The organism is Rhodococcus pyridinivorans, assembly GCF_900105195.1.
Taxonomy (GTDB): Bacteria; Actinomycetota; Actinomycetes; order Mycobacteriales; family Mycobacteriaceae; genus Rhodococcus; species Rhodococcus pyridinivorans.
In genome coordinates this window covers 2,417,082-2,438,346 of record NZ_FNRX01000002.1, presented here as the reverse complement: position 1 = coordinate 2,438,346, position 21,265 = coordinate 2,417,082, and the positions used below count along the sequence as shown (strand labels likewise).

Here is a 21,265-nt window from a genome sequence, read left to right as displayed (position 1 = left end):
CGTCGAGGAGTCAACAGACATGGCCTTCTCCGTCCAGATGCCAGCGCTTGGTGAGAGCGTCACCGAGGGAACTGTCACGCGATGGCTCAAGCAGGAAGGAGACACGGTCGAAGTCGACGAGCCCTTGCTCGAAGTCTCCACGGACAAGGTCGACACCGAGATCCCGTCGCCTGCAGCCGGCGTGCTGGTCAAGATCGTCGCCCAGGAGGATGACACGGTCGAGATCGGTGGCGAACTGGCGGTGATCGGTGACGCCGGTGAGGAAGCCGGCGAAGATTCCGCACCCGCCGCCGAAAAGGCACCGGCCGAAGAGGCTCCCGCGGAGGAGCCCGCCGCGGAGTCCGCCCCCGCGCAGCCCGCATCCTCGGGTGGTAGCGGCGAGGGCACCCCGGTCACCATGCCGGCACTGGGCGAGTCGGTCACCGAAGGCACCGTCACCCGCTGGCTCAAGGCCGTCGGCGACGAGGTCGCCGTGGACGAACCGCTCCTCGAGGTCTCCACCGACAAGGTCGACACCGAGATCCCCTCCCCGGTCGCCGGCATCCTCACCGAGATCACCGCTCAGGAGGACGAGACCGTCGAGGTCGGCGGACAGCTCGCCGTCATCGGCAGCGAGGCCCCGGCCCAGCAGTCCGCTCCCGCCGAGCAGTCCGCCCCGGCCGAGGAGTCGGCGCCGGCCGCCGAGCCCACCACCGAGCCGTCCGAGGAGGCCGCTCCGGCTCCGTCCGCCCCCGCGCAGCCCGCACCCTCGGGTGGTAGCGGCGAGGGCACCCCGGTCACCATGCCGGCACTGGGCGAGTCGGTCACCGAAGGCACCGTCACCCGCTGGCTCAAGGCCGTCGGCGACGAGGTCGCCGTGGACGAACCGCTCCTCGAGGTCTCCACCGACAAGGTCGACACCGAGATCCCCTCCCCGGTCGCCGGCATCCTCACCGAGATCACCGCTCAGGAGGACGAGACCGTCGAGGTCGGCGGACAGCTCGCCGTCATCGGCAGCGAAGCCCCGGCCCAGCAGTCCGCTCCCGCCGAGGAGAAGCCCGCGCCGAAGCAGGAGGTTCCGAAGCAGGAGACTCCGAAGCCCGCCGAGCAGAAGCCCGCCGCACAGCAGCAGGCCCCGAAGGTCGAGCAGGCCACCCCGGCTCCCGCACCGAAGCCGGTCGGGACCGCGGCGACGACCCCGAAGCCCGCGCCTCAGGAGGAGTCCACCCCGAGCGGTGCGACCCCGTACGTCACCCCGCTCGTGCGCAAGCTCGCCTCGCAGCACGGCGTCGACCTGTCGACGGTGAAGGGCACCGGTGTCGGTGGCCGCATCCGCAAGCAGGACGTCCTCGCTGCCGCCGAGGGTGGCAAGGCCGCCGGTGGCGAGCAGCAGAAGTCTGCCGCGCCGACGAGTCCGGCTCCGGGTGTGCGCCCCGAGCTCGCCAAGCTGCGCGGAACGACCCAGAAGATCAACCGCATCCGCCAGATCACGGCGAAGAAGACCCTCGAGTCGCTGCAGACCACCGCGCAGCTCACCCAGACCTTCGAGGTCGACGTCACCAAGATCGCCCAGCTGCGGGCCCAGGCGAAGAAGGCGTTCTCCGAGCGCGAGAGCGTCAACCTCACCTTCCTGCCGTTCTTCGCCAAGGCCGTCGTCGAGGCGCTGCGCGCGCACCCGAACGTCAACGCCTCCTTCGACGACAGCAAGAAGGAGATCACCTACCACGCGGCCGAGCACCTCGGCATCGCGGTGGACACCGAGCAGGGCCTGCTCTCCCCGGTGATCCACAACGCCGGCGACCTGTCGCTGGCCGAGCTCGCCCGCGCGATCGCCGACATCGCCGAGCGTGCCCGCAAGGGTGGTCTCAAGCCCGACGAGCTGGCCGGTGGCACCTTCACCATCACCAACATCGGTAGCCAGGGCGCGTTGTTCGACACCCCGATCCTCGTGCCGCCGCAGGCCGCGATGCTCGGAACCGGCGCGATCGTCAAGCGTCCGGTCGTGGTGATCGACGAGACCGGCAACGAGTCCATCGGCGTCCGCTCGATGTGCTACCTGCCGCTTACCTACGATCACCGCCTGATCGACGGTGCCGACGCGGGCCGCTTCCTCAAGACGATCAAGCATCGTCTCGAGGAGGGCGCGTTCGAGTCCGATCTGGGACTGTAGGTTTCCGGATCCGGACTATCCGTCCGACGACCTCCGACGGGGGCATCACCACTGCGGTGATGCCCCCGTCGGCGTCCGCGCCACAGCGGGTGCCCTCCCCCTGCGGTGCGGCGTAGAGTTCAGGAACATGAGTGATCCCTCGTCTTCCGCCCGTTCCGATTCGGCTCCCGTCGCCGTCGCATGTCTCGGAACCCTCGGTTATCTCGAGGCCTGGGAGAGGCAGCGCGAACTCGCGAACGAGCGCGCCGACGGCATCGGCGCCGACACCCTGCTCCTGCTCGAACACCCGCCCGTCTACACGGCCGGGCGCCGCACCGAGGACGGCGACCGCCCCACCGACGGCACGCCCGTCATCGACGTCGACCGCGGCGGCAAGATCACCTGGCACGGCCCCGGGCAGCTCGTGGGCTATCCCATCGTCAAGCTCGCCGAGCCGATCGACGTCGTCGGCTACGTGCGTCGCATCGAACAGGGCCTGATCCGCGTCTGTACCGACATGGGCCTGAACTGCGGCCGCGTGGAAGGACGCTCCGGTGTCTGGCTTCCCGCCGAGCTGCGCGACGGGCACTGGCTCCCCGAACGCAAGATCGCTGCGATCGGCATCCGGGTGCAACGTGGTGTCGCCATGCACGGCTTCGCACTCAACTGCAATTCGGCTCTCGACGCGTTCGACTCGATCGTCCCGTGCGGCATCCGCGACGCCGGAGTCGCGTCGCTCACCGGCGAACTCGGCCGGGAGGTCACCGTCGACGACGTGATCCCGGCCGTCACCGAGGCCGTCATCGCCGCTCTCGACGGCCGAATCCCCGTGACCGAGTGCGACATCGAGCGGGTCACCTTCGAGCACGCCGTCGGGGCGTCCGGAATTCCCACCACCACCCCGGAATTCACGACACACCGGTTCTGAAGGGCGGTCGCACCCGCCGGGTCCGGGCAGGACCGGCGGCGTACGATCGAGTGCGTGACTGTGGCCCCAGAAGGACGCAAGCTGCTGCGGATCGAGACCCGAAACGCGCAGACGCCGATCGAACGCAAACCCAACTGGATCAAGACCCGGGCGAAGATGGGCCCGGAGTACACCGACCTCAAGGGCCTGGTGCGACGCGAAGGTCTGCACACGGTCTGTGAGGAAGCCGGTTGTCCCAACATCTACGAGTGCTGGGAAGACCGCGAGGCGACATTCCTCATCGGTGGCGAGCAGTGCACCCGTCGCTGCGACTTCTGCCAGATCGACACCGGTAAGCCCGCCGCGCTCGACCGCGACGAGCCGCGTCGTGTCGCCGAGTCGGTCCGCTCGATGGGTCTGCGCTACTCCACGATCACCGGCGTCGCCCGCGACGATCTGCCCGACGGCGGCGCATGGCTGTATGCCGAGACGGTGAAGCAGATCCACGCGCTCAACCCGGGCACCGGCGTCGAGAACCTCATCCCCGACTTCAACGGCAAGCCCGACCTGCTGCAGGAGGTCTTCGAGTCGCGTCCCGAGGTGCTCGCGCACAACGTCGAGACCGTGCCGCGGATCTTCAAGCGCATCCGTCCGGCCTTCCGCTACGAGCGGTCGCTCGACGTGATCCGGCAGGCCCGCGACTTCGGACTGGTCACCAAGTCCAACCTCATCCTCGGCATGGGCGAGACCCCCGAGGAGGTCACCGAAGCGCTGCACGACCTGCACGACGCCGGCTGCGACATCATCACGATCACCCAGTACCTGCGGCCCTCCCCGCTCCACCATCCGGTCGAGCGCTGGGTCAAGCCGCAGGAGTTCGTCGATCACTCCGAGACCGCCCGCGAGATCGGGTTCGCCGGTGTGATGGCCGGTCCGCTGGTGCGTTCGTCGTACCGCGCCGGTCGCCTGTACGCGCAGGCGATGGCCCACCACGGACGCGAACTTCCCGCCGACCAGGCGCATCTCGCCGAGGAGGGCACGGCGTCCCAGGAAGCCGGCGCCGTTCTCGCGCGCTTCGGCAACTGACCTCGCGCCGCTCGTCGCGGCAGGTCCTCAGGCGGCCCCGGTGGTGGTAAACGTGCCATCACCGGGGCCGTATCCTTGAGTACATGGCGAAGGGCAGCAAGACCGACAAGGAAGCGAAGGCCGCGGCGAAGGCCGCACGCAAGCAGGCGTCGAAGGAGCGTCGAACCCAGCTGTGGCAGGCGTTCCAGATCCAGCGCAAGGAGGACAAGGCACTCCTGCCGTGGATGATCGGTGCCCTCGTCGGTTCGATCGTGGTGTTCTTCCTCGTCGGCCTGATCTTCGACATCCAGTGGTTCCTGCTGCCGGTCGGCATCCTCGTCGGCGTCCTGTTGGCCTTCATCATCTTCGGGCGCCGCGTGCAGAAGAGCGTGTACGCGAAGGCCGACGGTCAGGCCGGTGCGGCCGCGTGGGCGCTCGACAACCTGCAGGGCGCGTGGCGCGTGAGCCAGGCGGTCGCGGGCACCACCCAGCTCGACGCCGTGCACCGCGTCATCGGACGTCCCGGCATCATCCTCGTCGGTGAGGGCAACCCCGGTCGCGTGAAGGGCCTGATGGCCCAGGAGAAGAAGCGGGTCGCGCGTCTCGTCGGCGACACCCCGATCTACGAGTTCGTCGTCGGCAACGAGGAGGGCCAGATTCCGCTCTCCCAGCTGCAGAAGCGTCTGAACAAGCTGCCTCGCAACATCGACACCAAGCGGATGGACACCATCGAGGGTCGCCTGTCCGCGCTGAGCACGAAGAAGTCCGGGCCGGCCATGCCCAAGGGTCCGCTTCCCGCCGGTGCGAAGATGCGCAGCGTGCAGCGCACGATGCGCCGCCGCTGATCTTCCGAAGTACGCCCAAGGCCGCCTCTCGTCCCGGGGACGAAGGCGGCCTTCGGCGTATGCGGAGCAGTTTTCGGGTGATCGGCTCGAACGGACGCGTGCGCGGTCAGCGCGAACGGACGACCGCGGTGCCCGTGGCGCGATCCTGCAGGCCGCGACCGTCGATGTCGGTGACGAGCGCCGGGGCGATGAACACCAGCAGCACCTGACGTGCGAGCGCGCGCACGATGCCGACCCGCACGGGGGCGTCCACCCGCACGACCTGCAGCCCGGCGACGAACTGGCCGGGGGTGAACGAGAACAGGCTCACGCATCCCACGCCCACCACGAACCAGATGATGAGGGTGTACGACGACAGCAGCGGGCTCTCGAGCGGGTTGCCCCCGACGAGGCCGGCGGCGATCGCCATGGACATGAACCAGTCGACCGCGAGGGCGAGTACCCGGCGGACGGTGGGCACCATGGAGCCGGGGCCGTGTTCGGGGAGGCCGAGCAGTTGCCCGGGATAGTCCTGCTCCTGCTGGAGACCTTTGGGAAGCGCCGCAGCAGGCCCGGAAAGCCAACTGCCCGTCATGCGTGCCATGGCACCAGGATAAGCTCTCATGGGCGGACCAGCGTCGACCCGTGTTGGCCGCGGTGACTTATACCACCTTTTCGACCTCACAGCAGGACGAAAGCATGTGTAACACCCGCGAAACATAGGCTTGATGGACGGGCAACACCAGATCCATAACGTCTGATCCGACGCAGGCGCCCAGCACCCATGGCGCGCACCGACTGAAGGAGCACAAGCGTGGCGTTCACCACGGCCGAAGAGGTCATCAAGTACATCGCGGAAGAGAACGTCGAGTACGTCGATATCCGCTTCACGGACCTGCCCGGCATCGAACAGCACTTCTCGATCCCGGCGAAGGCGTTCAACGAGGACGTCTTCGAGGACGGCCTGGCATTCGACGGATCCTCCGTGCGGGGTTTCCAGTCCATCCACGAGTCGGACATGCTCCTGCTCCCCGATGTGACGACCGCCCGCATCGATCCCTTCCGCGCCGCCAAGACCCTGAACGTCAGCTTCTTCGTCCACGATCCGTTCACCCGTGAGTCCTACAGCCGCGACCCCCGCAACGTCGCGCGTAAGGCCGAGGAATACCTGATCAGCACCGGCATCGCCGACACCGCCTTCTTCGGTGCCGAGGCCGAGTTCTACATCTTCGACTCCGTCTCCTACGACTCGAAGATGAACGGCGCGTTCTACGAGCTCGATTCGATCTCCGGCTCGTGGAACACCGGCGCCGAGTACAACGCCGACGGCACCCCGAACCGCGGCTACAAGGTCCGCCCGAAGGGTGGCTACTTCCCCGTCGCTCCGTACGACCACTACGTCGACCTGCGCGACGAGATCTCCACCAACCTGCAGCTCGCCGGCTTCGAGCTCGAGCGCGGCCACCACGAGGTGGGCACCGGCGGCCAGGCCGAGATCAACTACAAGTTCAACACGCTGCTCTCCGCAGCCGACGACCTGCAGCTGTTCAAGTACATCGTCAAGAACACGGCGTGGAAGAACGGCAAGACCGCCACCTTCATGCCGAAGCCGCTCTTCGGCGACAACGGCTCGGGCATGCACGTGCACCAGTCGCTGTGGAAGGACGGCAAGCCGCTGTTCCACGACGAGTCCGGCTACGCGGGTCTGTCCGACCTCGCCCGCTGGTACATCGGCGGCATCCTCCACCACGCGCCGTCGCTGCTCGCCTTCACGAACCCGACGATCAACTCGTACCACCGTCTGGTGCCGGGCTACGAGGCTCCGATCAACCTCGTGTACAGCCAGCGCAACCGTTCGGCCGCCGTGCGTATCCCGATCACGGGCAACAACCCGAAGGCCAAGCGTCTCGAGTTCCGCGCTCCCGACTCCTCGGGTAACCCCTACCTGAACTTCGCGGCGCAGATGATGGCCGGCCTCGACGGCATCAAGAACAAGATCGAGCCGCTCGCTCCGGTCGACAAGGACCTCTACGAGCTCCCGCCGGAGGAGGCCAAGAACATCCCGCAGGCCCCCACCAGCCTGTCGGCCGTGATCGACAACCTCGAGCGCGACCACGAGTACCTCACCGAGGGCGGCGTCTTCACCACCGACCTCATCGAGACCTGGATCTCGCTCAAGCGCGAGCAAGAGATCGCTCCGGTCAACCTGCGCCCGCACCCCTACGAGTTCCAGCTGTACTTCGACTGCTGAGTCGAGTCCGGTAAGCACTCTTCGAGAGGCCGTTCGTCCCTTCCGGGACGGGCGGCCTCTCGCCTTGTCTGCGCCCCTTCCGCTCCGGCATCCTCGCGCGCCGAAACGGGGTTCGCCCCTGCTGCAGCAGCAGCAAGCCCCGGTTCGGCGCGCGAGATGCGTTCGTTCGTCATCGAATCCGGCGAAATCGCGACCGGTTCCAGAAAAGTGGTCCATAGTGGGCACGTGCCCTCGACGCGGGATTTCTCCGAGCGGTTACGCGCGGCCGGTCTTCGCGTGACCCGACAGCGTCTGGCGGTGCTCGATGCGGCGCACGAGCACCCGCACGCCGATGCCGATCGCATCTTCGACGCGGTCGGCGCCGTCGTTCCCGGCATCGGTCGGCACACCGTGTACGACATCCTTCACGCACTCTCGACACACGGCCTGCTCCGACGAATCCGGCCCGCAGGTTTCCACGCGCGGTACGAGGTGCGTGTCGGCGACAGTCATCACCACCTCGTCTGCCGGTCCTGCGCCGTGATCTCGGATGTCGACCACACCGTCGGTGACTCGCGTTGCCTGTCACCGGTGGACGACGCAGGTTTCGACGTCGACGAGGCCGACGTCGTCTTCTGGGGCCTGTGCCGCGACTGTTCGACAGACGATCCACGACAACAGCCCTGAATCGGTCCGATCGACCCTGATCCGGAAGGAAACCGCAGTGTCCGAAAGCGAAAACCCGGCAGTCCCCTCCCCCGAGCCGTCACCGCACCGGCCGAGGACCAATCAGGACTGGTGGCCGGACCAGCTGGATTTGACGGTCCTGCACCAGCATTCACCGCTGTCCAATCCGTTGGAACCCGACTTCGACTACTCGAAGGAAGTCGAATCCCTCGATGTCGAGGCGCTCCGTCAGGATCTGATCGACCTGATGACGGATTCCCAGGACTGGTGGCCGGCCGACTTCGGTCACTACGGGGGTCTGTTCATCCGTATGAGCTGGCACTCGGCCGGCACCTACCGCATCGCCGACGGTCGCGGTGGCGGCGGCAAGGGCGCGCAGCGGTTCGCTCCGCTCAACAGCTGGCCCGACAACGTCAGCCTCGACAAGGCCCGTCGTCTCCTGTGGCCGATCAAGCAGAAGTACGGCCGCAAGCTCTCCTGGGCCGACCTGCTGGTCTTCGCCGGCAACTGCGCCTACGAGTCGATGGGGTTCACGACGTTCGGCTTCGCGTTCGGCCGCGAGGACATCTGGGAGCCCGACGAGGTCTTCTGGGGCCCGGAGGACACCTGGCTCGGCGACGAACGCTACGTCGGTGAGCGCGAACTCCAGGGCCCGCTGGGCGCCGTCCAGATGGGTCTGATCTACGTCAATCCCGAAGGCCCCAACGGCAACCCGGAGATCCTCGCGTCCGGACGCGACATCCGTGAGACGTTCGCCCGGATGGCGATGAACGACGTCGAGACGGCCGCGCTCATCGTCGGCGGTCACACCGTCGGCAAGACTCACGGTGCCGCCCCGGCCGACAATCTCGGGCCCGAACCCGAGGGTGCCCCGATCGAACAGCAGGGTCTCGGCTGGAAGAACTCGTACGGCACCGGTGTCGGTGGCGACACGATCACCAGCGGTCTCGAGGTCACCTGGACGCCCACTCCGACCAAGTGGGACAACAGCTTCCTCGAGACGCTGTACGCCTACGAGTGGGAGAAGACCAAGAGCCCCGCCGGTGCGTGGCAGTGGACGCCAAAAGGCGGTGCCGGCGCGGACACCGTGCCCGACGCCCACGACCCGACGAAGAAGCACGCGCCGGGCATGCTCACCAGCGACCTCGCGTTGCGCTACGACCCCGTCTACGGCGAGATCACCCGGCGCTGGCTCGACCATCCCGAGGAACTCGAGCAGGAGTTCGCCAAGGCGTGGTTCAAGCTGCTGCACCGCGACATGGGTCCGATCTCGCGGTACCGGGGGCCGTGGATCCCGGAACCGCAGATCTGGCAGGACCCGGTGCCGGAGGTCGACCACGAGCTTATCGACGACAGCGACGCCGCCTCCCTCAAGGCGAAGATCCTCGACTCGGGAGCGACGATCCCGCAGCTCGTCGCCACCGCCTGGGCGTCGGCTGCGAGCTTCCGCGGCACCGACAAGCGCGGCGGCGCGAACGGCGCGCGCGTGCGGCTCGAGCCGCAGAAGAACTGGGAGGCCAACGAACCCGAACAGCTCGCACAGGTGCTGCAGATCCTCGAGGGCATCCAGCAGGACTTCAACGGCTCCGGCGGCAACAAGAAGGTCTCCCTGGCGGACCTGATCGTGCTCGCCGGTAACGCCGCGGTGGAGAAGGCCGCCAAGGATGCGGGACACGACATCACGGTTCCGTTCTCCCCCGGCCGCACCGATGCGACGCAGGAGTGGACCGACGTCGAGTCGTTCGAGGTGCTCGAGCCGAAGCACGACGGTTTCCGCAACTACCTGCGCGGCGGCGAGAAGCTCCCGCCCGAGAAGTTGTTCCTCGAGCGCGCCAACCTGCTGACGCTCACCGCTCCCGAGACGACGGTGCTCGTCGGCGGTCTGCGTGCGCTCGGCGCGAACCACGGCGGCAGCAAGCACGGGGTTTTCACCCACCGGCCGCAGACCCTGACGAACGACTTCTTCGTCAATCTGCTCGACATGGGGACCGAGTGGAAGGTCTCGCAGAACAGCGAGGGCGTCTACGAAGGACGCGCTCGGGGCTCGGACCAGGTCAAGTACACCGCGACCGCCGTCGACCTCGTCTTCGGGCACAACTCGCAGCTGCGGGCGCTCGCCGAGGTCTACGCGACCGACGATGCCGGCCCGAAGTTCGTCCACGATTTCGTCGCGGCCTGGACGAAGGTGATGAACCTGGATCGTTTCGATCCGAAGAAGTGACCGCGCCGGCGGTCCACGACCGCGCCTGACGCACCGTCCCGGAGCCACCCCTCGTATTCGGCGGGTGGCTCCGTCGTGTGCAGGGGGGTCGTGCGCAGGTCGGCCGAGCCGAAACCGACGGGACCGCCGTACTGCACACGGGTGTACCGTGAGGACACAGCTTTGGTGATGTTCGTCACGCCCGCTCGCGGGGGAGTGGATGCGACGTGGTCCGTATCCGAACGACACGTCTCCTCGGGAGGCCACCATGCGTAAATCCCTCGTTTCGGCAGCATGCGCCGCCGTCATGCTGTCCCCCGTCCCTCTATCCGTCGCACTCGCGGGCACCGCAGCGGCGCAGACCGACATTTCCGTCGTCGGCATGTCGCAGGAGCAGGCACAGCACGTGCTCTCCGACGCGGGAGTCCCCTACATCATCCTCAACCGTTCCGGCAGCACCATGCAGAACTGCCGGGTGACCGAGCAACGCGACCGTGGCTACGACGTCGAGGTCGAGTACGACTGGGACCACGAGAACAAGGAGTGGGACAAGACCGAGGTCGAGGTCTGGCGAGGACTCGCACTCGTCGTCTTCTGCGACTGACGCTCGGCTAGTCCCAGAACACCCGCTCGACGACCGCCCGCGCACGACGCGTGACGCGCAGGTAGTGGTCGAGAAACTCCGACGCGTCCTCACCACGCCAACCCGTCACGCGGGCAACGGCTTCGAGCTGCCGTCCCGGCCCCGGGAGCTGGTCGGTCGGCTTGCCGCGGACGAGCACGAGACAGTTCCGCGCATCCGTCGCGGTGATCCATGCCGTGCGCAGGAGTTCGACGTCGGTCGCGCTGAGCAGCTCGGCGGCGCCGATGCCGCCGAGCGCCTCGAGCGTCGAGGTCGTGCGGAGCGCCGGGAGCCGGTAGGCGTGCTGGAGCTGCAGCAGCTGCACGGTCCATTCGATGTCGGCGAGACCGCCCCGTCCGAGTTTGGTGTGGGTGGCCGGGTCGGCCCCGCGCGGCAGCCGCTCGGAGTCCACGCGTGCCTTGATGCGCCGGATCTCGCGGACGGCCTCCTGCGAGACCCCACCCTCGGGATAGCGCACGTCGTCGATCATGTGCAGGAAGCGGGTGCCGAGCTCGCGGTCACCCGCGACGGCGTGTGCACGCAGCAGCGCCTGTACCTCCCACACCTCGGCCCACTGCGTGTAGTACGCCCGGTAGGAAGCGAACGTCCGGACGATGGGACCGCTGCGACCTTCCGGACGCAGATCCAGATCGACCTCGAGCGGTGGGTCGGTGCTCGGCGCGCCGAGCAGTCGCCGCACCTGCTCGGCGATGCTCGTGGCCCACTTGACCGCATCGGTCTCGTCGGCGTCCGGCAGCGGGTCGCACACGAACAGCACGTCCGCGTCGGATCCGTAGCCGAGTTCGCCGCCTCCGAGCCGGCCCATCCCGATCACCGCGATACGCGCCGGCGCCGGTCCGCGGGACTGTTCCGAGCCCCGGATCACCGCGTCGAGCGCGGCTTCGAGGACACCCGCCCATACCGTGGACAACGCCCGGCACACCTGCGGCACGTCGAGCATGCCGAGGATGTCGGCGCTCGCGACGCGCGCGAGTTCGGCGCGGCGCAGCGAACGCGCGGCGGCGATGGCGCGAGCGGGATCGGAGTAGCGCGACGACGATGCGACGAGGGCGCGCGCCACCTCGGGCGGGTTCGCCTCGAGCAGCCGCGGCCCGGTCGAGGCGTCGGCGTACAGGCGGATGACGTCGGGAGATTTCACCAGCAGGTCGGCGACATAGGCCGACGAGCCGAGAACCGTCATGAGGCGTTCGGCCACCGCCGGTTCGTCGCGCAGCACCCGCAGGAACCAGACGGTGTCGTAGAGCGCATCGGACAGCCGTCGATAGGCGAGCAGGCCGGCATCGGGATCGGTTGTCTCCCCGAGATATTCGAGCAACTGCGGGAGCAGCAGTGCCTGAATGCGCGCCTTGCGGGAGGCTCCCCCGGACAACGCCGCCAGATGTTCCATCGCGTGCTGCGGGGCGTTGTAGCCGAGCGCCGCGAGCTGACGGACCGCCGCGTCGGGCGACAGGCGCAGGGCTTCCTTGTCGAGCTTGCTCACCGAGTCGAGCAGCGGCCGGTAGAACAGGCGCGCGTGCAGTTTGCGGATCCGCGACGAGTTGCGCTTGATCTCCGACTCGAGAACGCCGAGCGCGTCCTTGCGTCCGTCCGGTCGCATGTGGGCGGCACGGGCGAGCCAGCGCAGCGCCTCGCGGTCCTCCGGGGGAGGCAGGGTGTGGGTCCGCTTGAGCCTCTGCAACTGCAACCGGTGTTCGAGCAGGCGGAGGAATTCGTAGGACGCCCGCATGTTCGCCGCATCGTCGCGGCCTACATAGCCGCCGTCGGCGAGCGCGCACAGCGCTTCGACGGTGTTGGGGACGCGGAGCGACTCGTCGACGCGGCCGTGCACGAGTTGCAGCAACTGCACGGCGAATTCGACGTCGCGGAGGCTGCCGCGTCCGAGCTTGAGTTCGCGCTCGCGCAGTTCGGGCGGGACCATCTCCTCGACCCGGCGCCGCATCGCCTGCACATCGGGGACGAAGTCCTCGCGTTCGGAGGCGGTCCACACCATCGGGCTCATGGCGTCGATGTACCGGCGGCCGAGGTCGAGATCCCCGGTCATCGGTCGCGCCTTGAGCAGTGCCTGGAACTCCCAGGTCTTGGCCCACCGGTTGTAGTACGCGACATGGGATTCGAGGGTGCGGACGAGTTCGCCGCGCTTGCCCTCCGGGCGCAGCGCGGCATCGACCTCGAAGAACGCCGACGTGCCGATGCGCATCATCTCGCCGGCGATCCGGCTCGCCCGGGCATCGGCGGGTTCGGCGACGAACACGACGTCGACGTCGCTGACGTAGTTCAGTTCGCGCGCACCGCACTTGCCCATCGCGATGACGGCGAGGTCGATCGGGCACGGGCCTTCCGGAATCACCGTGGACACGGCCACCGCGAGCGCTGCGGTGAGCGCCGCATCGGCGAGGTCGGCGAGCAGCGCACCGACCTCGAGATAGGGCACCACCGGTTCGTTCTCGACGACCGCGGCGAGATCGGCGGCGGCGATCAGCATGAGCTGGTCGCGGTAGGTGGTCCGCAGCGCCGCGACCGCGTGTGGGCCGACGAGTCCGGCCCGGTGGATCAGCCGGCCGGGCCGCCCGTCGGGCTCGGGTTCGGCGTCGACGCTGTCGAGCATCCGCGCCGTGAAGGTGTGCTTGTCGGGCAGCGCCGCGCTGCCCGCGAGCATCGTCCAGCGATCCGGGTTGGCGACGACGTGGTCGCCGAGCGCCGACGACGCACCGAACAGCCCGAACAACCGGCCGCGCAGGCCTGTGTCCGAGCGGAGCGCCGAGTCGAGCTCGGCCCAGTCGTCACCGAGCGCGTCGGCCAGTCGCACGAGAGTGCGCAACGCCAGATCCGCGTTCGGGGCACGGGACAGCGACCACAGCAGTTCGACGCTGTCGGCGTCGTTCCATCCGAGTCGAGCGAGTTCGGCAGGGGCGGTCGGCTCGACGAGGCCGAGCCGACCGGGGCCGGGAACTACCGAACGCGCGCTGGGCGGTCTCACCACGTTTCCATCGTCGCTTACAACCCCAGGTACTGCTCGAGTTCGAACGGGGTGACCTGGCTGCGGTAGTTCTCCCACTCCCGCCACTTGTTGCGCAGGAAGTAGTCGAAGACGTGCTCACCGAGAGTCTCGGCGACGAGTTCGGACTTCTCCATCTCGCGCAGCGCGATGTCGAGATCGGTGGGCAGTTCGCGGTAACCCATGGCGCGACGCTCGGCGGAGGTCAGCGACCACACGTCGTCCTCTGCCTCGGGTGCGAGCTCGTAACCCTTCTCGATGCCGCGCAGACCGGCCGCGAGCAACACCGCGAAGGTGAGGTAGGGATTGCACGCCGAGTCGGGGGTGCGGATCTCGACGCGCCGCGACGACGCCTTGTTCGGGGTGTACATCGGGACACGCACGAGCGCGGAGCGGTTGGACGGACCCCAGCAGGCGGCCGTCGGTGCCTCTCCCCCGTGCACGAGACGCTTGTACGAGTTGACCCACTGGTTGGTGACGGCGCTGATCTCGTTGGAGTGTTCGAGGATGCCGGCGATGAACGCCTTGCCGGTCGCCGAGAGCTGCAGCGGGTCGTCCGGGTCGTGGAAGGCGTTGGTCTCACCTTCGAACAGCGACATGTGGGTGTGCATCGCCGAACCGGCGTGGTCGCGGAAGGGCTTGGGCATGAAGGTGGCCCGCACGCCCTCCTGCATCGCGATCTCCTTGACCACGTAGCGGAAGGTCATGACGTTGTCGGCCATGGACAGCGCATCGGCGTAGCGCAGGTCGATCTCCTGCTGGCCCGGTGCGGTTTCGTGGTGGCTGAACTCCACCGAGATACCCATGGATTCGAGCGCGTCGATGGCGTGACGCCGGAAGTGCGGGGCGGAACGGTGCACCGACTGGTCGAAGTAGCCGCCGATGTCGGCCGGCACGGGTGCACTGCCCTCGGGGCCGTCCTCGACGAGGAAGAACTCGATCTCGGGGTGCACGTAGCAGCTGAACCCGAGATCGGAAGCCTTGTTGAGCTGACGCCTCAGCACGTGGCGGGGATCGGCCCAGCTCGGGGTGCCGCCGGGCATGGTGATGTCGCAGAACATCCGGGCCGAGTACTGGTGGCCCCGGTCGTCGCTCCAGGGCAGCACCTGGAAGGTGGTGGCGTCGGGACGCGCAACCATGTCGGCTTCGGAGATGCGGGAGAAGCCCTCGACGGCCGAGCCGTCGAAGCCGATGCCCTCCTCGAAGGCCCCTTCGAGTTCGGCAGGCGCGATCGCCACCGACTTGAGAGTGCCGACGACGTCGGTGAACCACAGACGCACGAACCGAATGTCGCGCTCTTCGAGGGTGCGGAGCACGAACTCCTTCTGGCGATCCATACCCGCGAGACTAGGCACAATCCGTTAATTCCGTGTTACATCGGCAGGCGCATCCGGATGGCGTGTCGCTCACACGCCCCTCCGGTCAACAGCGAGGATCCCGCGCGGGCACCTCGAGATCCACCAGATAGCTGGTCACAGCGGTGTCCACGCACTCGTTGCCGTCCAGGGCGACGGTGTGCTGCGTTCCCTCGAAGGTCACCAGGACACCACCGAGCCGGGCGGCGAGTTCGACCCCCGCGTCGTAGGGGGTCGCGGGATCCCCGGTCGTCGAGACCACGAGCACGGGCGGCAGATCGCGAACGTCGGGAGTGTGCGGTTCCCCGGTGGCCGGCACCGGCCAGAAGGCACAGACGTCGAGGGCCGCCGATCCGGTGCCGCGGCCGTCGTCGAGGAAGGGTGCGGCCGCGCGGAACCGCGTGTCGAGTTCGCCCGCGAGCGCCCGGTCGGTCACCGGTGGGTCGTCCACGCACCGGATCGCGTTGAAAGCGTCGGTGATGTTGCTGTAGGTGCCGTCCTCGCCGCGCCCTTCGTAGAGATCGGCGAGCCGCAACAGGGTGTCGCCGGTGCCGGTGCTCGCGAGCGACTCCAGCCCGCCGCGCAACGACCCCCACAGCGTCGGCGAGTACAACCCCTGCTGCACGCCGGTGATCGCGTCGCGGTGACTCAGTCCGCGCGGGTCGGTCGTGGGTGCGGGAGCGTCGAGCAGCGGGTCGACGAGCCCCCGGAACCGCTCGGCGGCCCGGGCCGGATCGGCCCCGAGGGGGCACCCCGCGTACTGCGCACAGTACGCCGCGAATTCGTCGAAGGCCTTCTGGAAGCCCACGGCCTGCAGCACGATCTCCTCGACCGGGTCCTGCTCCGGATCGATCGCACCGTCGAGCACCATCGCCCGCACCCGGCCCGGGAAGGCCTCGGCATAGAGGGTGCCGAGCCGGGTGCCGTAGGAGTAGCCGAGATAGGTCAGCGCGTCGTCGCCCAGAACGCCGCGAAGCACGTCCATGTCCTGCACGACCTCACGAGTGCCGACGTGGGCGAGCAGATCCGTACCGTTGCGTTCGGCGCACAACTGCGCGTACTCGCGATTGCGCTTCTCCGTCGCGGCGATGCCCTCAGGGCTCGTGTCCCCGTCGTCCACAGCACGGTCGGCGTCGAACTCGGCGTCGGTGAGGCAGCGGACCGCCGGTTCGGACGATCCGACACCGCGGGGGTCGAAGCCGACCACGTCGAAGCGGTCGGCGAGGACGGTGCCGTCGGCCGCGAGCGCGGTGGACAGTCCCGAGGCGCCCGGGCCGCCGGGGTTGACCAGCAGGGAACCGATCCGGTCGCCGCCGGCGGGCAGTCGCGACACCGCGAGGGTGATCACCTCACCGTCCGGGTCCTCGTAGTCGAGGGGAACCTCGATGCGTGCGCACTCCACACCCTGCCGCACCATCATCGGCCCGTCGGCGTCGTACGGCCCGCACGACTCCCAGTCGACGTCCTGCTCATAGAACCGTTCGAGGCCCGGAACCACTCCGACCGCCGACGGCTGTCGTTGTTCCTGCGCGGTGTCACCGCACGCGGTCGCCGCGGCAGCGGCCACGAGCGCCAGGACGGACAGACGACGGATGCGCGCGCGAGCAGGGTGGGGCACGATCCGATCGTGCCATGCCCCGGTCAACCTGCAGCGACACGACCTGCACTCTCTTCCGAGCGGTCGTTCGGTGTGACGAATCGCACCGCTGCGCGGCCTTCGCGCTCTCCGGGCCGAGTGGCAGACTGAGACAGTCATCACCCGACCCGGGGACCCCGAGGGCCTCGAGGAAGAAAGGGACAGTGATGTCCGACAACGTGACGTCCGTATACGGCGGCGCGGCCTCCGCTGCAGCCCCTGCCGACACCCCCAAGCGCAAGACACGAGTCCATCACCTGCAGGCGATGAAGGCCGAAGGCCGCCGCTGGGCAGAGTTGACGGCCTACGACTACTCCTCCGCCCGCATCTTCGAGGAGGCGGGTATCCCCGTCCTGCTCGTGGGCGATTCCGCAGCCAACGTCGTCTACGGCTACGACACCACGGTGCCCGTGACCGTCGACGAACTCCTCCCCCTCGTCCGCGGCGTAGTGCGCGGTGCTCCGCACGCGCTCGTCGTCGCCGACCTGCCGTTCGGCTCGTACGAGGCCTCGCCTGAACAGGCCCTCGCCACGGCCGTGCGGTTCATGAAGGAGGGCGGCGCCCACGCGGTGAAGCTCGAGGGTGGCGAGCGGATGGCTCCGCAGATCGCCGCGATCACCGCCGCCGGCATCCCCGTGCAGGCACACATCGGCTTCACCCCGCAGTCCGTGAACACACTCGGCGGGTTCCGGGTGCAGGGCCGCGGCGACGGCGCCGAGCAGCTCGTCGCCGACGCGATCGCCGTCCAGGAGGCAGGCGCCTTCTCCGTCGTGATGGAGATGGTGCCGGCCGACCTGGCCGGGCAGGTCACCCGCAAGCTGAGCATCCCGACCGTCGGTATCGGCGCCGGCAACGAGTGCGACGCCCAGGTCCTCGTCTGGCAGGACATGGCCGGCTACACGAGCGGGAAGACCGCGAAGTTCGTCAAGAAGTTCGGACAGGTGGGCGACGAACTGCGCCGCGCCGCAACACAGTACGCAGCAGAGGTCGGGCAGGGCACCTTCCCGGGGCCCGAGCACTCCTTCTGAGGATCTGCGACGACGGGCACCATCGACGAGTTCGGTGGTGCCCGTCGCATTCTTCGGGCGCCTTCCGGATCGGTGGCAGACTCGACGACGACCCGACCGTACGAAACCACGAGGTGTCCATGCAGCTCCGCTTCAGTCTCGTCCCCGCCGTCACCGCCGCACTGGCCGGTGTTCTCGTCGGCTGCGCACCGACTCAGGATCCGGCACCCAGCGGAACGTCGACCGACGCCACGGTCGAGACGTCGCGGTCGACGGAGCCCACGCGTTCGCCGTCCGCGGCAGGCTCACCCTCGGAAGCCGGAGCCGGGGGCTTCACCGAAGCGCAGACCGCCGACCTGTGTGCTCGTCTCGAAGGTCAGTTGTCGAACTGGCGCACCTACACCCCGTCGGTGGGTCGCGGCGGTCTCAACATCCTCGTCGGTGAATGGGGTGCGGCGAACGGTGTCGATCTCGTCGTGCTCGCGGGCGATCGGGGCCGCATCGACGCGGCGACCTCCTCGCAGTGCCCGCAGGTGCGCGAGGAGGCCCTGCGCGGCCTCGACATTCCCGATCTCGCGTCGGGTCTCGTCGGGTTCTGACCCATGGAGCGACGCGAACTGTATCCGCCGATCGAGCCGCACGAGACGGGCATGCTCGACGTCGGTGACGGCCAGCAGCTGTACTGGGAGGTCAGCGGCAACCCGCAAGGCAAGCCCGTGGTCTTCCTCCACGGTGGTCCGGGTGGCGGCACCGCACCCCTGCACCGGCGCTTCTTCGATCCGGGCGCCTACCGGATCGTGTTGTTCGACCAGCGCGGCTGCGGCCGGTCGCAGCCCCACGTGGCCGACGGCGCCGATCTGTCGGTCAACACCACCGACCATCTGGTCGCCGACATCGAGCGGCTGCGCACCTTCCTCGGTGTGGACCGGTGGATGGTCTTCGGCGGGTCGTGGGGCTCGACGCTCGCCCTCGCCTACGCCCAGCGGCACCCCGAGCACGTCACCGAACTCGTCCTGCGCGGGATCTTCCTGCTGCGCCGCAGCGAGATCGACTGGTACTACAACGGCGGCGCCGGGCAGCTGTTCCCTGAGGCGTGGGAAGGATTCTGTGCCCCGCTCGCCACCACTGGGCCCGGCGAGCATCCCGTGGACGTCTACCACCGCCTGCTGCACTCGACCGATCCGGACGTCGCCCTGAACGCGGCGATCGCGTGGTCCACCTGGGAGGGCGCCACGAGTTCACTGCTGCCGAACCCGGATCGCGTCGCGGAGACGGCCGAACCCCGGTTCGCGTTGGCCTTCGCGCGTATCGAGAACCACTACTTCCACCACCGTGGCTTCTTCGACGAGGGGGCACTCCTGCGCGACGCGCATCTGCTGCGCGACATCCCGGGCGTGATTGTGCAGGGCCGCTACGACGTGGTGTGCCCGACGCGCAGCGCGCACGACCTGCACGAGGCGTGGCCGTTCTCCCGCCTGCACATCGTCGACGACGCGGGCCATGCGGCGACCGAACCGGGAATCGTGCACCGGCTCGTCGAGGCCACCGACACCTTCCGCTGACCCGGATCAGCCCGGCAACCGCCCGAAGCCGACCACGGCGTCGTCCCCGGTCACGTCGAGTTCGTGGACGCGGATGCGGCCCATCTCGTTTCCGCCGACGGTGATCGCGGAATCACCGTCGACGGCGACGACGATGTTCGTGTGCTCGCGCTGACCGACACCGATCCTGTTGTGGTACAGCACCACATCGCCGACCTCCGGCCGGTAACCCGTGCCCGCCGGTTCGTAGCGGTCGGCTTGCTCGTAGAACTCACCGAGCGTGAACACGCCGGGGATCCGCCAGTGGCCCGAATGCGGATTGGACAGCGGCACAACGGCTTCCCGCATGATCCAGCTGACGAAGTCGGCGCACCACGGTTCGCGGACACCCTCCGAGTAGAACGTGCCGGGATTCTGCGCCTCGTGCTGCTCCTCGAGCAGTTCGACGATCCGCACCTGCGTCGGTGTCAACGCCGAGGTGTCGATCTCGGGGAATGCCGCGCTGTCCCACGGGAACAGCCGGTTCGGCAGGATCCACCACACGAGCACCGCGAGCACCGCACCCAGTGCGAGCACGACGGTGAGGACGGCAGCGACCGGCCGTCGCCGCCGCCGCGGCGTCTCACCGGTCATGGTCGAAACGGATCTTGCGTGCCTGCGGGTCGGCGAGGGTGAGCCGCACCCGCACCGTGCTGCCCTCCTCCGGCGCCCCGCCGCACGGGCCGATGACGGTCTCGGAGGCGACGAACACCTCCGCGTCGCGCCGCTCGGTGGCCTCCTTCAGGACCGTCGCCTCGAAGGTCTCCCCCACCCGTGGCGCGAGCACGACGGCCTCGGTCAGGTCGATGCACGCGCGGTTCACCTTGCCGGCGAGCGAATCGGTCGACGACATGATCTTCGGCATCGCAGCCAGTGCGGTGCGGACCTCGTTCGGGACGTCCCGGCCCGACGACACCGCGAGGCACACCTCGGTGGCGTACCGGTCGGACAACCGGCGCAGCGGCGCGGTGACGTGCGCGTAGGGCGCACCGATCGCGCCGTGCAGGATCGTCTCGGGCAGGTCACCGTCGAAGGCCGCGTAGGACGCACCGCGCAGCAGTGTCGGCGCTTCGCTCATCAGCACGAGCGTCTTCGGGTCGTTGGCGTCGAGCGAGGCGAGGAAGGCACCGACACCCAGCCCCGTCGGCCACGGCATGTCGAGCGACCGCGCGGTGCGGCGCAGAGCATCGACCGCGGCGGGATCGGTGGGTGGGAGCGTGCGCAGCAGCCCGACCCGCGCCCCGATCATGATCTGCGCGGCGCACATCCCGGTGAGCAGCGAGATCTCGGAGTTCCACTCGTCGGCCTCGGTGCGCGGTTCGATCTGCAGCGTCCAGCCGTCGCCGTCCTGCACGACGTCCTGCGTGGGCAGGCGCAGTTCGATCGCTCCACGGGCGAGCGCTGCGGCCTCCCGCAACCGCCCGAAATCGGGCAACGCCTCGACGGACGGATGCAACCGGCCCGCGTCGGCGTCGCGTTGCACTCCGGCGTAGTGCATACGTGCGACCGATTGGACGAGGGCACGACGCACGCTCACCGCGACGGGCTCGGCGCGGTGGTCGGTCTCGATGCGCCACAACACCGCCGGACGGACGGCGTCCGGCAGCAGGCTCGCGGTGCCCTCGGACAGCTCGCGCGGATGCAACGGCACCGAGCCGTCGGGCAGGTAGTAGGTCTGCCCGCGGCGGTGCGTCTCGGCGTCCAGTGCGCCACTCGGTTCGACGAGTGCGTACACGTCGGCGATCGCATAGTGCAGCACGAAGCCGTCGTCAGTGCGTTCGAGGTGCAGCGCCTGGTCGAGATCCATCGACCCGAGTGGGTCGATGGTCACGAGAGGCAGATCGGTGCGGTCCTCACGTACGTCCGCGAAGCGGTCGGCCGCCCGCCGCGCCTCGGCGAGGGCCTCCGGCGCGAACTCGTCGACGAGGTCGAACTCGGCGCGCACGTCGGCGAAGTCGATCGCGGGCGCGACGACGATGGGAGTGGTCACCACGATGCTCGTGAACTC

At 68.6% G+C, this 21,265-nt stretch carries 17 protein-coding genes; 11 read left to right on the top strand and 6 right to left on the bottom strand.

Annotation, left to right across the window (positions count from 1 at the left end):
* The first annotated feature begins 19 nt into the window (after positions 1-19).
* From sucB to BLV31_RS11670, 4 genes are all read left to right on the top strand, one after another.
* A complete protein-coding gene (sucB, locus tag BLV31_RS11685) occupies positions 20-2,149 on the top strand; it encodes a 2-oxoglutarate dehydrogenase, E2 component, dihydrolipoamide succinyltransferase (protein ID WP_072740434.1) in 2,130 nt (709 codons plus the stop codon).
* A gap of 127 nt (positions 2,150-2,276) precedes the next feature.
* A complete protein-coding gene (lipB, locus tag BLV31_RS11680; RefSeq protein WP_064061308.1) occupies positions 2,277-3,056 on the top strand; it encodes a lipoyl(octanoyl) transferase LipB in 780 nt (259 codons plus the stop codon).
* Between the two features lie 54 nt (positions 3,057-3,110).
* The gene (gene lipA, locus BLV31_RS11675; protein ID WP_024101310.1) at positions 3,111-4,121 is read left to right on the top strand and encodes a lipoyl synthase; all 1,011 of its coding nucleotides are present in this window, start codon (positions 3,111-3,113) and stop codon (positions 4,119-4,121) included.
* 83 nt (positions 4,122-4,204) lie between these two features.
* Positions 4,205-4,945 (top strand): DUF4191 domain-containing protein, encoded by a 741-nt coding sequence (locus tag BLV31_RS11670; protein ID WP_006554409.1) that lies wholly within the window; start codon positions 4,205-4,207, stop codon positions 4,943-4,945.
* A 106-nt stretch (positions 4,946-5,051) separates the two neighbouring features.
* Here the strand turns inward: BLV31_RS11670 and BLV31_RS11665 are convergent, their stop codons facing one another.
* Complete coding sequence (locus tag BLV31_RS11665) at positions 5,052-5,528, bottom strand: RDD family protein (protein ID WP_016694972.1); 477 nt, start codon at positions 5,526-5,528, stop codon at positions 5,052-5,054.
* Between the two features lie 210 nt (positions 5,529-5,738).
* On the opposite strand from BLV31_RS11665, the gene glnA (BLV31_RS11660) reads away from it, so the two are divergent.
* The 4 genes from glnA (BLV31_RS11660) (at position 5,739) to BLV31_RS11645 (ending at position 10,645) form a co-directional block, all read left to right on the top strand.
* Positions 5,739-7,175, top strand: coding sequence for a type I glutamate--ammonia ligase (gene glnA, locus BLV31_RS11660; RefSeq protein WP_006554411.1), 1,437 nt, complete (start codon positions 5,739-5,741; stop codon positions 7,173-7,175).
* A 225-nt stretch (positions 7,176-7,400) separates the two neighbouring features.
* Positions 7,401-7,841 carry a Fur family transcriptional regulator gene (locus tag BLV31_RS11655; protein WP_064061352.1) on the top strand — a complete coding sequence of 147 codons (441 nt, stop codon included), beginning with the start codon at positions 7,401-7,403 and terminating at the stop codon, positions 7,839-7,841.
* Positions 7,842-7,878: 37 nt separating this feature from the next.
* Positions 7,879-10,062 (top strand): catalase/peroxidase HPI, encoded by a 2,184-nt coding sequence (gene katG, locus BLV31_RS11650; protein ID WP_174556234.1) that lies wholly within the window; start codon positions 7,879-7,881, stop codon positions 10,060-10,062.
* 247 nt (positions 10,063-10,309) lie between these two features.
* Complete coding sequence (locus BLV31_RS11645) at positions 10,310-10,645, top strand: hypothetical protein (protein WP_064061309.1); 336 nt, start codon at positions 10,310-10,312, stop codon at positions 10,643-10,645.
* A 7-nt stretch (positions 10,646-10,652) separates the two neighbouring features.
* Here the strand turns inward: BLV31_RS11645 and BLV31_RS11640 are convergent, their stop codons facing one another.
* The 3 genes from BLV31_RS11640 to BLV31_RS11630 form a co-directional block, all read right to left on the bottom strand.
* Positions 10,653-13,664, bottom strand: coding sequence for a bifunctional [glutamine synthetase] adenylyltransferase/[glutamine synthetase]-adenylyl-L-tyrosine phosphorylase (locus tag BLV31_RS11640; RefSeq protein ID WP_064061310.1), 3,012 nt, complete (start codon positions 13,662-13,664; stop codon positions 10,653-10,655).
* Positions 13,665-13,678: 14 nt separating this feature from the next.
* Positions 13,679-15,016: a type I glutamate--ammonia ligase gene (glnA, locus tag BLV31_RS11635; RefSeq protein WP_006554416.1), complete on the bottom strand. Its 1,338-nt coding sequence runs from the start codon at positions 15,014-15,016 to the stop codon at positions 13,679-13,681.
* Positions 15,017-15,101: 85 nt separating this feature from the next.
* Positions 15,102-16,652 carry an alpha/beta hydrolase gene (locus tag BLV31_RS11630; RefSeq protein WP_064061311.1) on the bottom strand — a complete coding sequence of 517 codons (1,551 nt, stop codon included), beginning with the start codon at positions 16,650-16,652 and terminating at the stop codon, positions 15,102-15,104.
* Positions 16,653-16,837: 185 nt separating this feature from the next.
* Here BLV31_RS11630 and panB point away from each other — a divergent pair, with 185 nt between their 5' ends.
* From panB to pip, 3 genes are all read left to right on the top strand, one after another.
* On the top strand, positions 16,838-17,698 hold the full coding sequence (gene panB / locus BLV31_RS11625; RefSeq protein WP_064061312.1) for a 3-methyl-2-oxobutanoate hydroxymethyltransferase: 861 nt from the start codon (positions 16,838-16,840) through the stop codon (positions 17,696-17,698).
* A gap of 119 nt (positions 17,699-17,817) precedes the next feature.
* A complete protein-coding gene (locus BLV31_RS11620) occupies positions 17,818-18,276 on the top strand; it encodes a hypothetical protein (RefSeq protein WP_064061354.1) in 459 nt (152 codons plus the stop codon).
* A gap of 3 nt (positions 18,277-18,279) precedes the next feature.
* Entirely contained in the window at positions 18,280-19,239 is a 960-nt protein-coding gene (gene pip / locus BLV31_RS11615) for a prolyl aminopeptidase (RefSeq protein ID WP_039585164.1), read from the top strand.
* Positions 19,240-19,245: 6 nt separating this feature from the next.
* On the opposite strand, the gene BLV31_RS11610 is transcribed toward pip, so the two are convergent.
* Both BLV31_RS11610 and BLV31_RS11605 read right to left on the bottom strand, forming a co-directional pair.
* Positions 19,246-19,851 (bottom strand): CHAP domain-containing protein, encoded by a 606-nt coding sequence (locus BLV31_RS11610; RefSeq protein WP_064061313.1) that lies wholly within the window; start codon positions 19,849-19,851, stop codon positions 19,246-19,248.
* Positions 19,841-21,250, bottom strand: coding sequence for an RNB domain-containing ribonuclease (locus tag BLV31_RS11605; protein ID WP_064061314.1), 1,410 nt, complete (start codon positions 21,248-21,250; stop codon positions 19,841-19,843). The genes BLV31_RS11610 and BLV31_RS11605 overlap by 11 nt, the downstream gene beginning before the upstream one ends.
* Positions 21,251-21,265: the final 15 nt, after the last annotated feature.

Excerpts from the sequence above, each read along its gene's own strand:
- BLV31_RS11645 (WP_064061309.1), top strand. The coding sequence starts at position 10,310 with ATGCGTAAATCCCTCGTTTCGGCAGCATGCGCCGCCGTCATGCTGTCC.
- sucB (WP_072740434.1), top strand. The coding sequence starts at position 20 with ATGGCCTTCTCCGTCCAGATGCCAGCGCTTGGTGAGAGCGTCACCGAG.
- pip (WP_039585164.1), top strand. The coding sequence starts at position 18,280 with ATGGAGCGACGCGAACTGTATCCGCCGATCGAGCCGCACGAGACGGGC.
- BLV31_RS11670 (WP_006554409.1), top strand. The coding sequence starts at position 4,205 with ATGGCGAAGGGCAGCAAGACCGACAAGGAAGCGAAGGCCGCGGCGAAG.
- glnA (WP_006554416.1), bottom strand. The coding sequence starts at position 15,016 with ATGGATCGCCAGAAGGAGTTCGTGCTCCGCACCCTCGAAGAGCGCGAC.
- BLV31_RS11665 (WP_016694972.1), bottom strand. The coding sequence starts at position 5,528 with ATGGCACGCATGACGGGCAGTTGGCTTTCCGGGCCTGCTGCGGCGCTT.
- lipB (WP_064061308.1), top strand. The coding sequence starts at position 2,277 with ATGAGTGATCCCTCGTCTTCCGCCCGTTCCGATTCGGCTCCCGTCGCC.
- BLV31_RS11620 (WP_064061354.1), top strand. The coding sequence starts at position 17,818 with ATGCAGCTCCGCTTCAGTCTCGTCCCCGCCGTCACCGCCGCACTGGCC.
- panB (WP_064061312.1), top strand. The coding sequence starts at position 16,838 with ATGTCCGACAACGTGACGTCCGTATACGGCGGCGCGGCCTCCGCTGCA.
- BLV31_RS11610 (WP_064061313.1), bottom strand. The coding sequence starts at position 19,851 with ATGACCGGTGAGACGCCGCGGCGGCGGCGACGGCCGGTCGCTGCCGTC.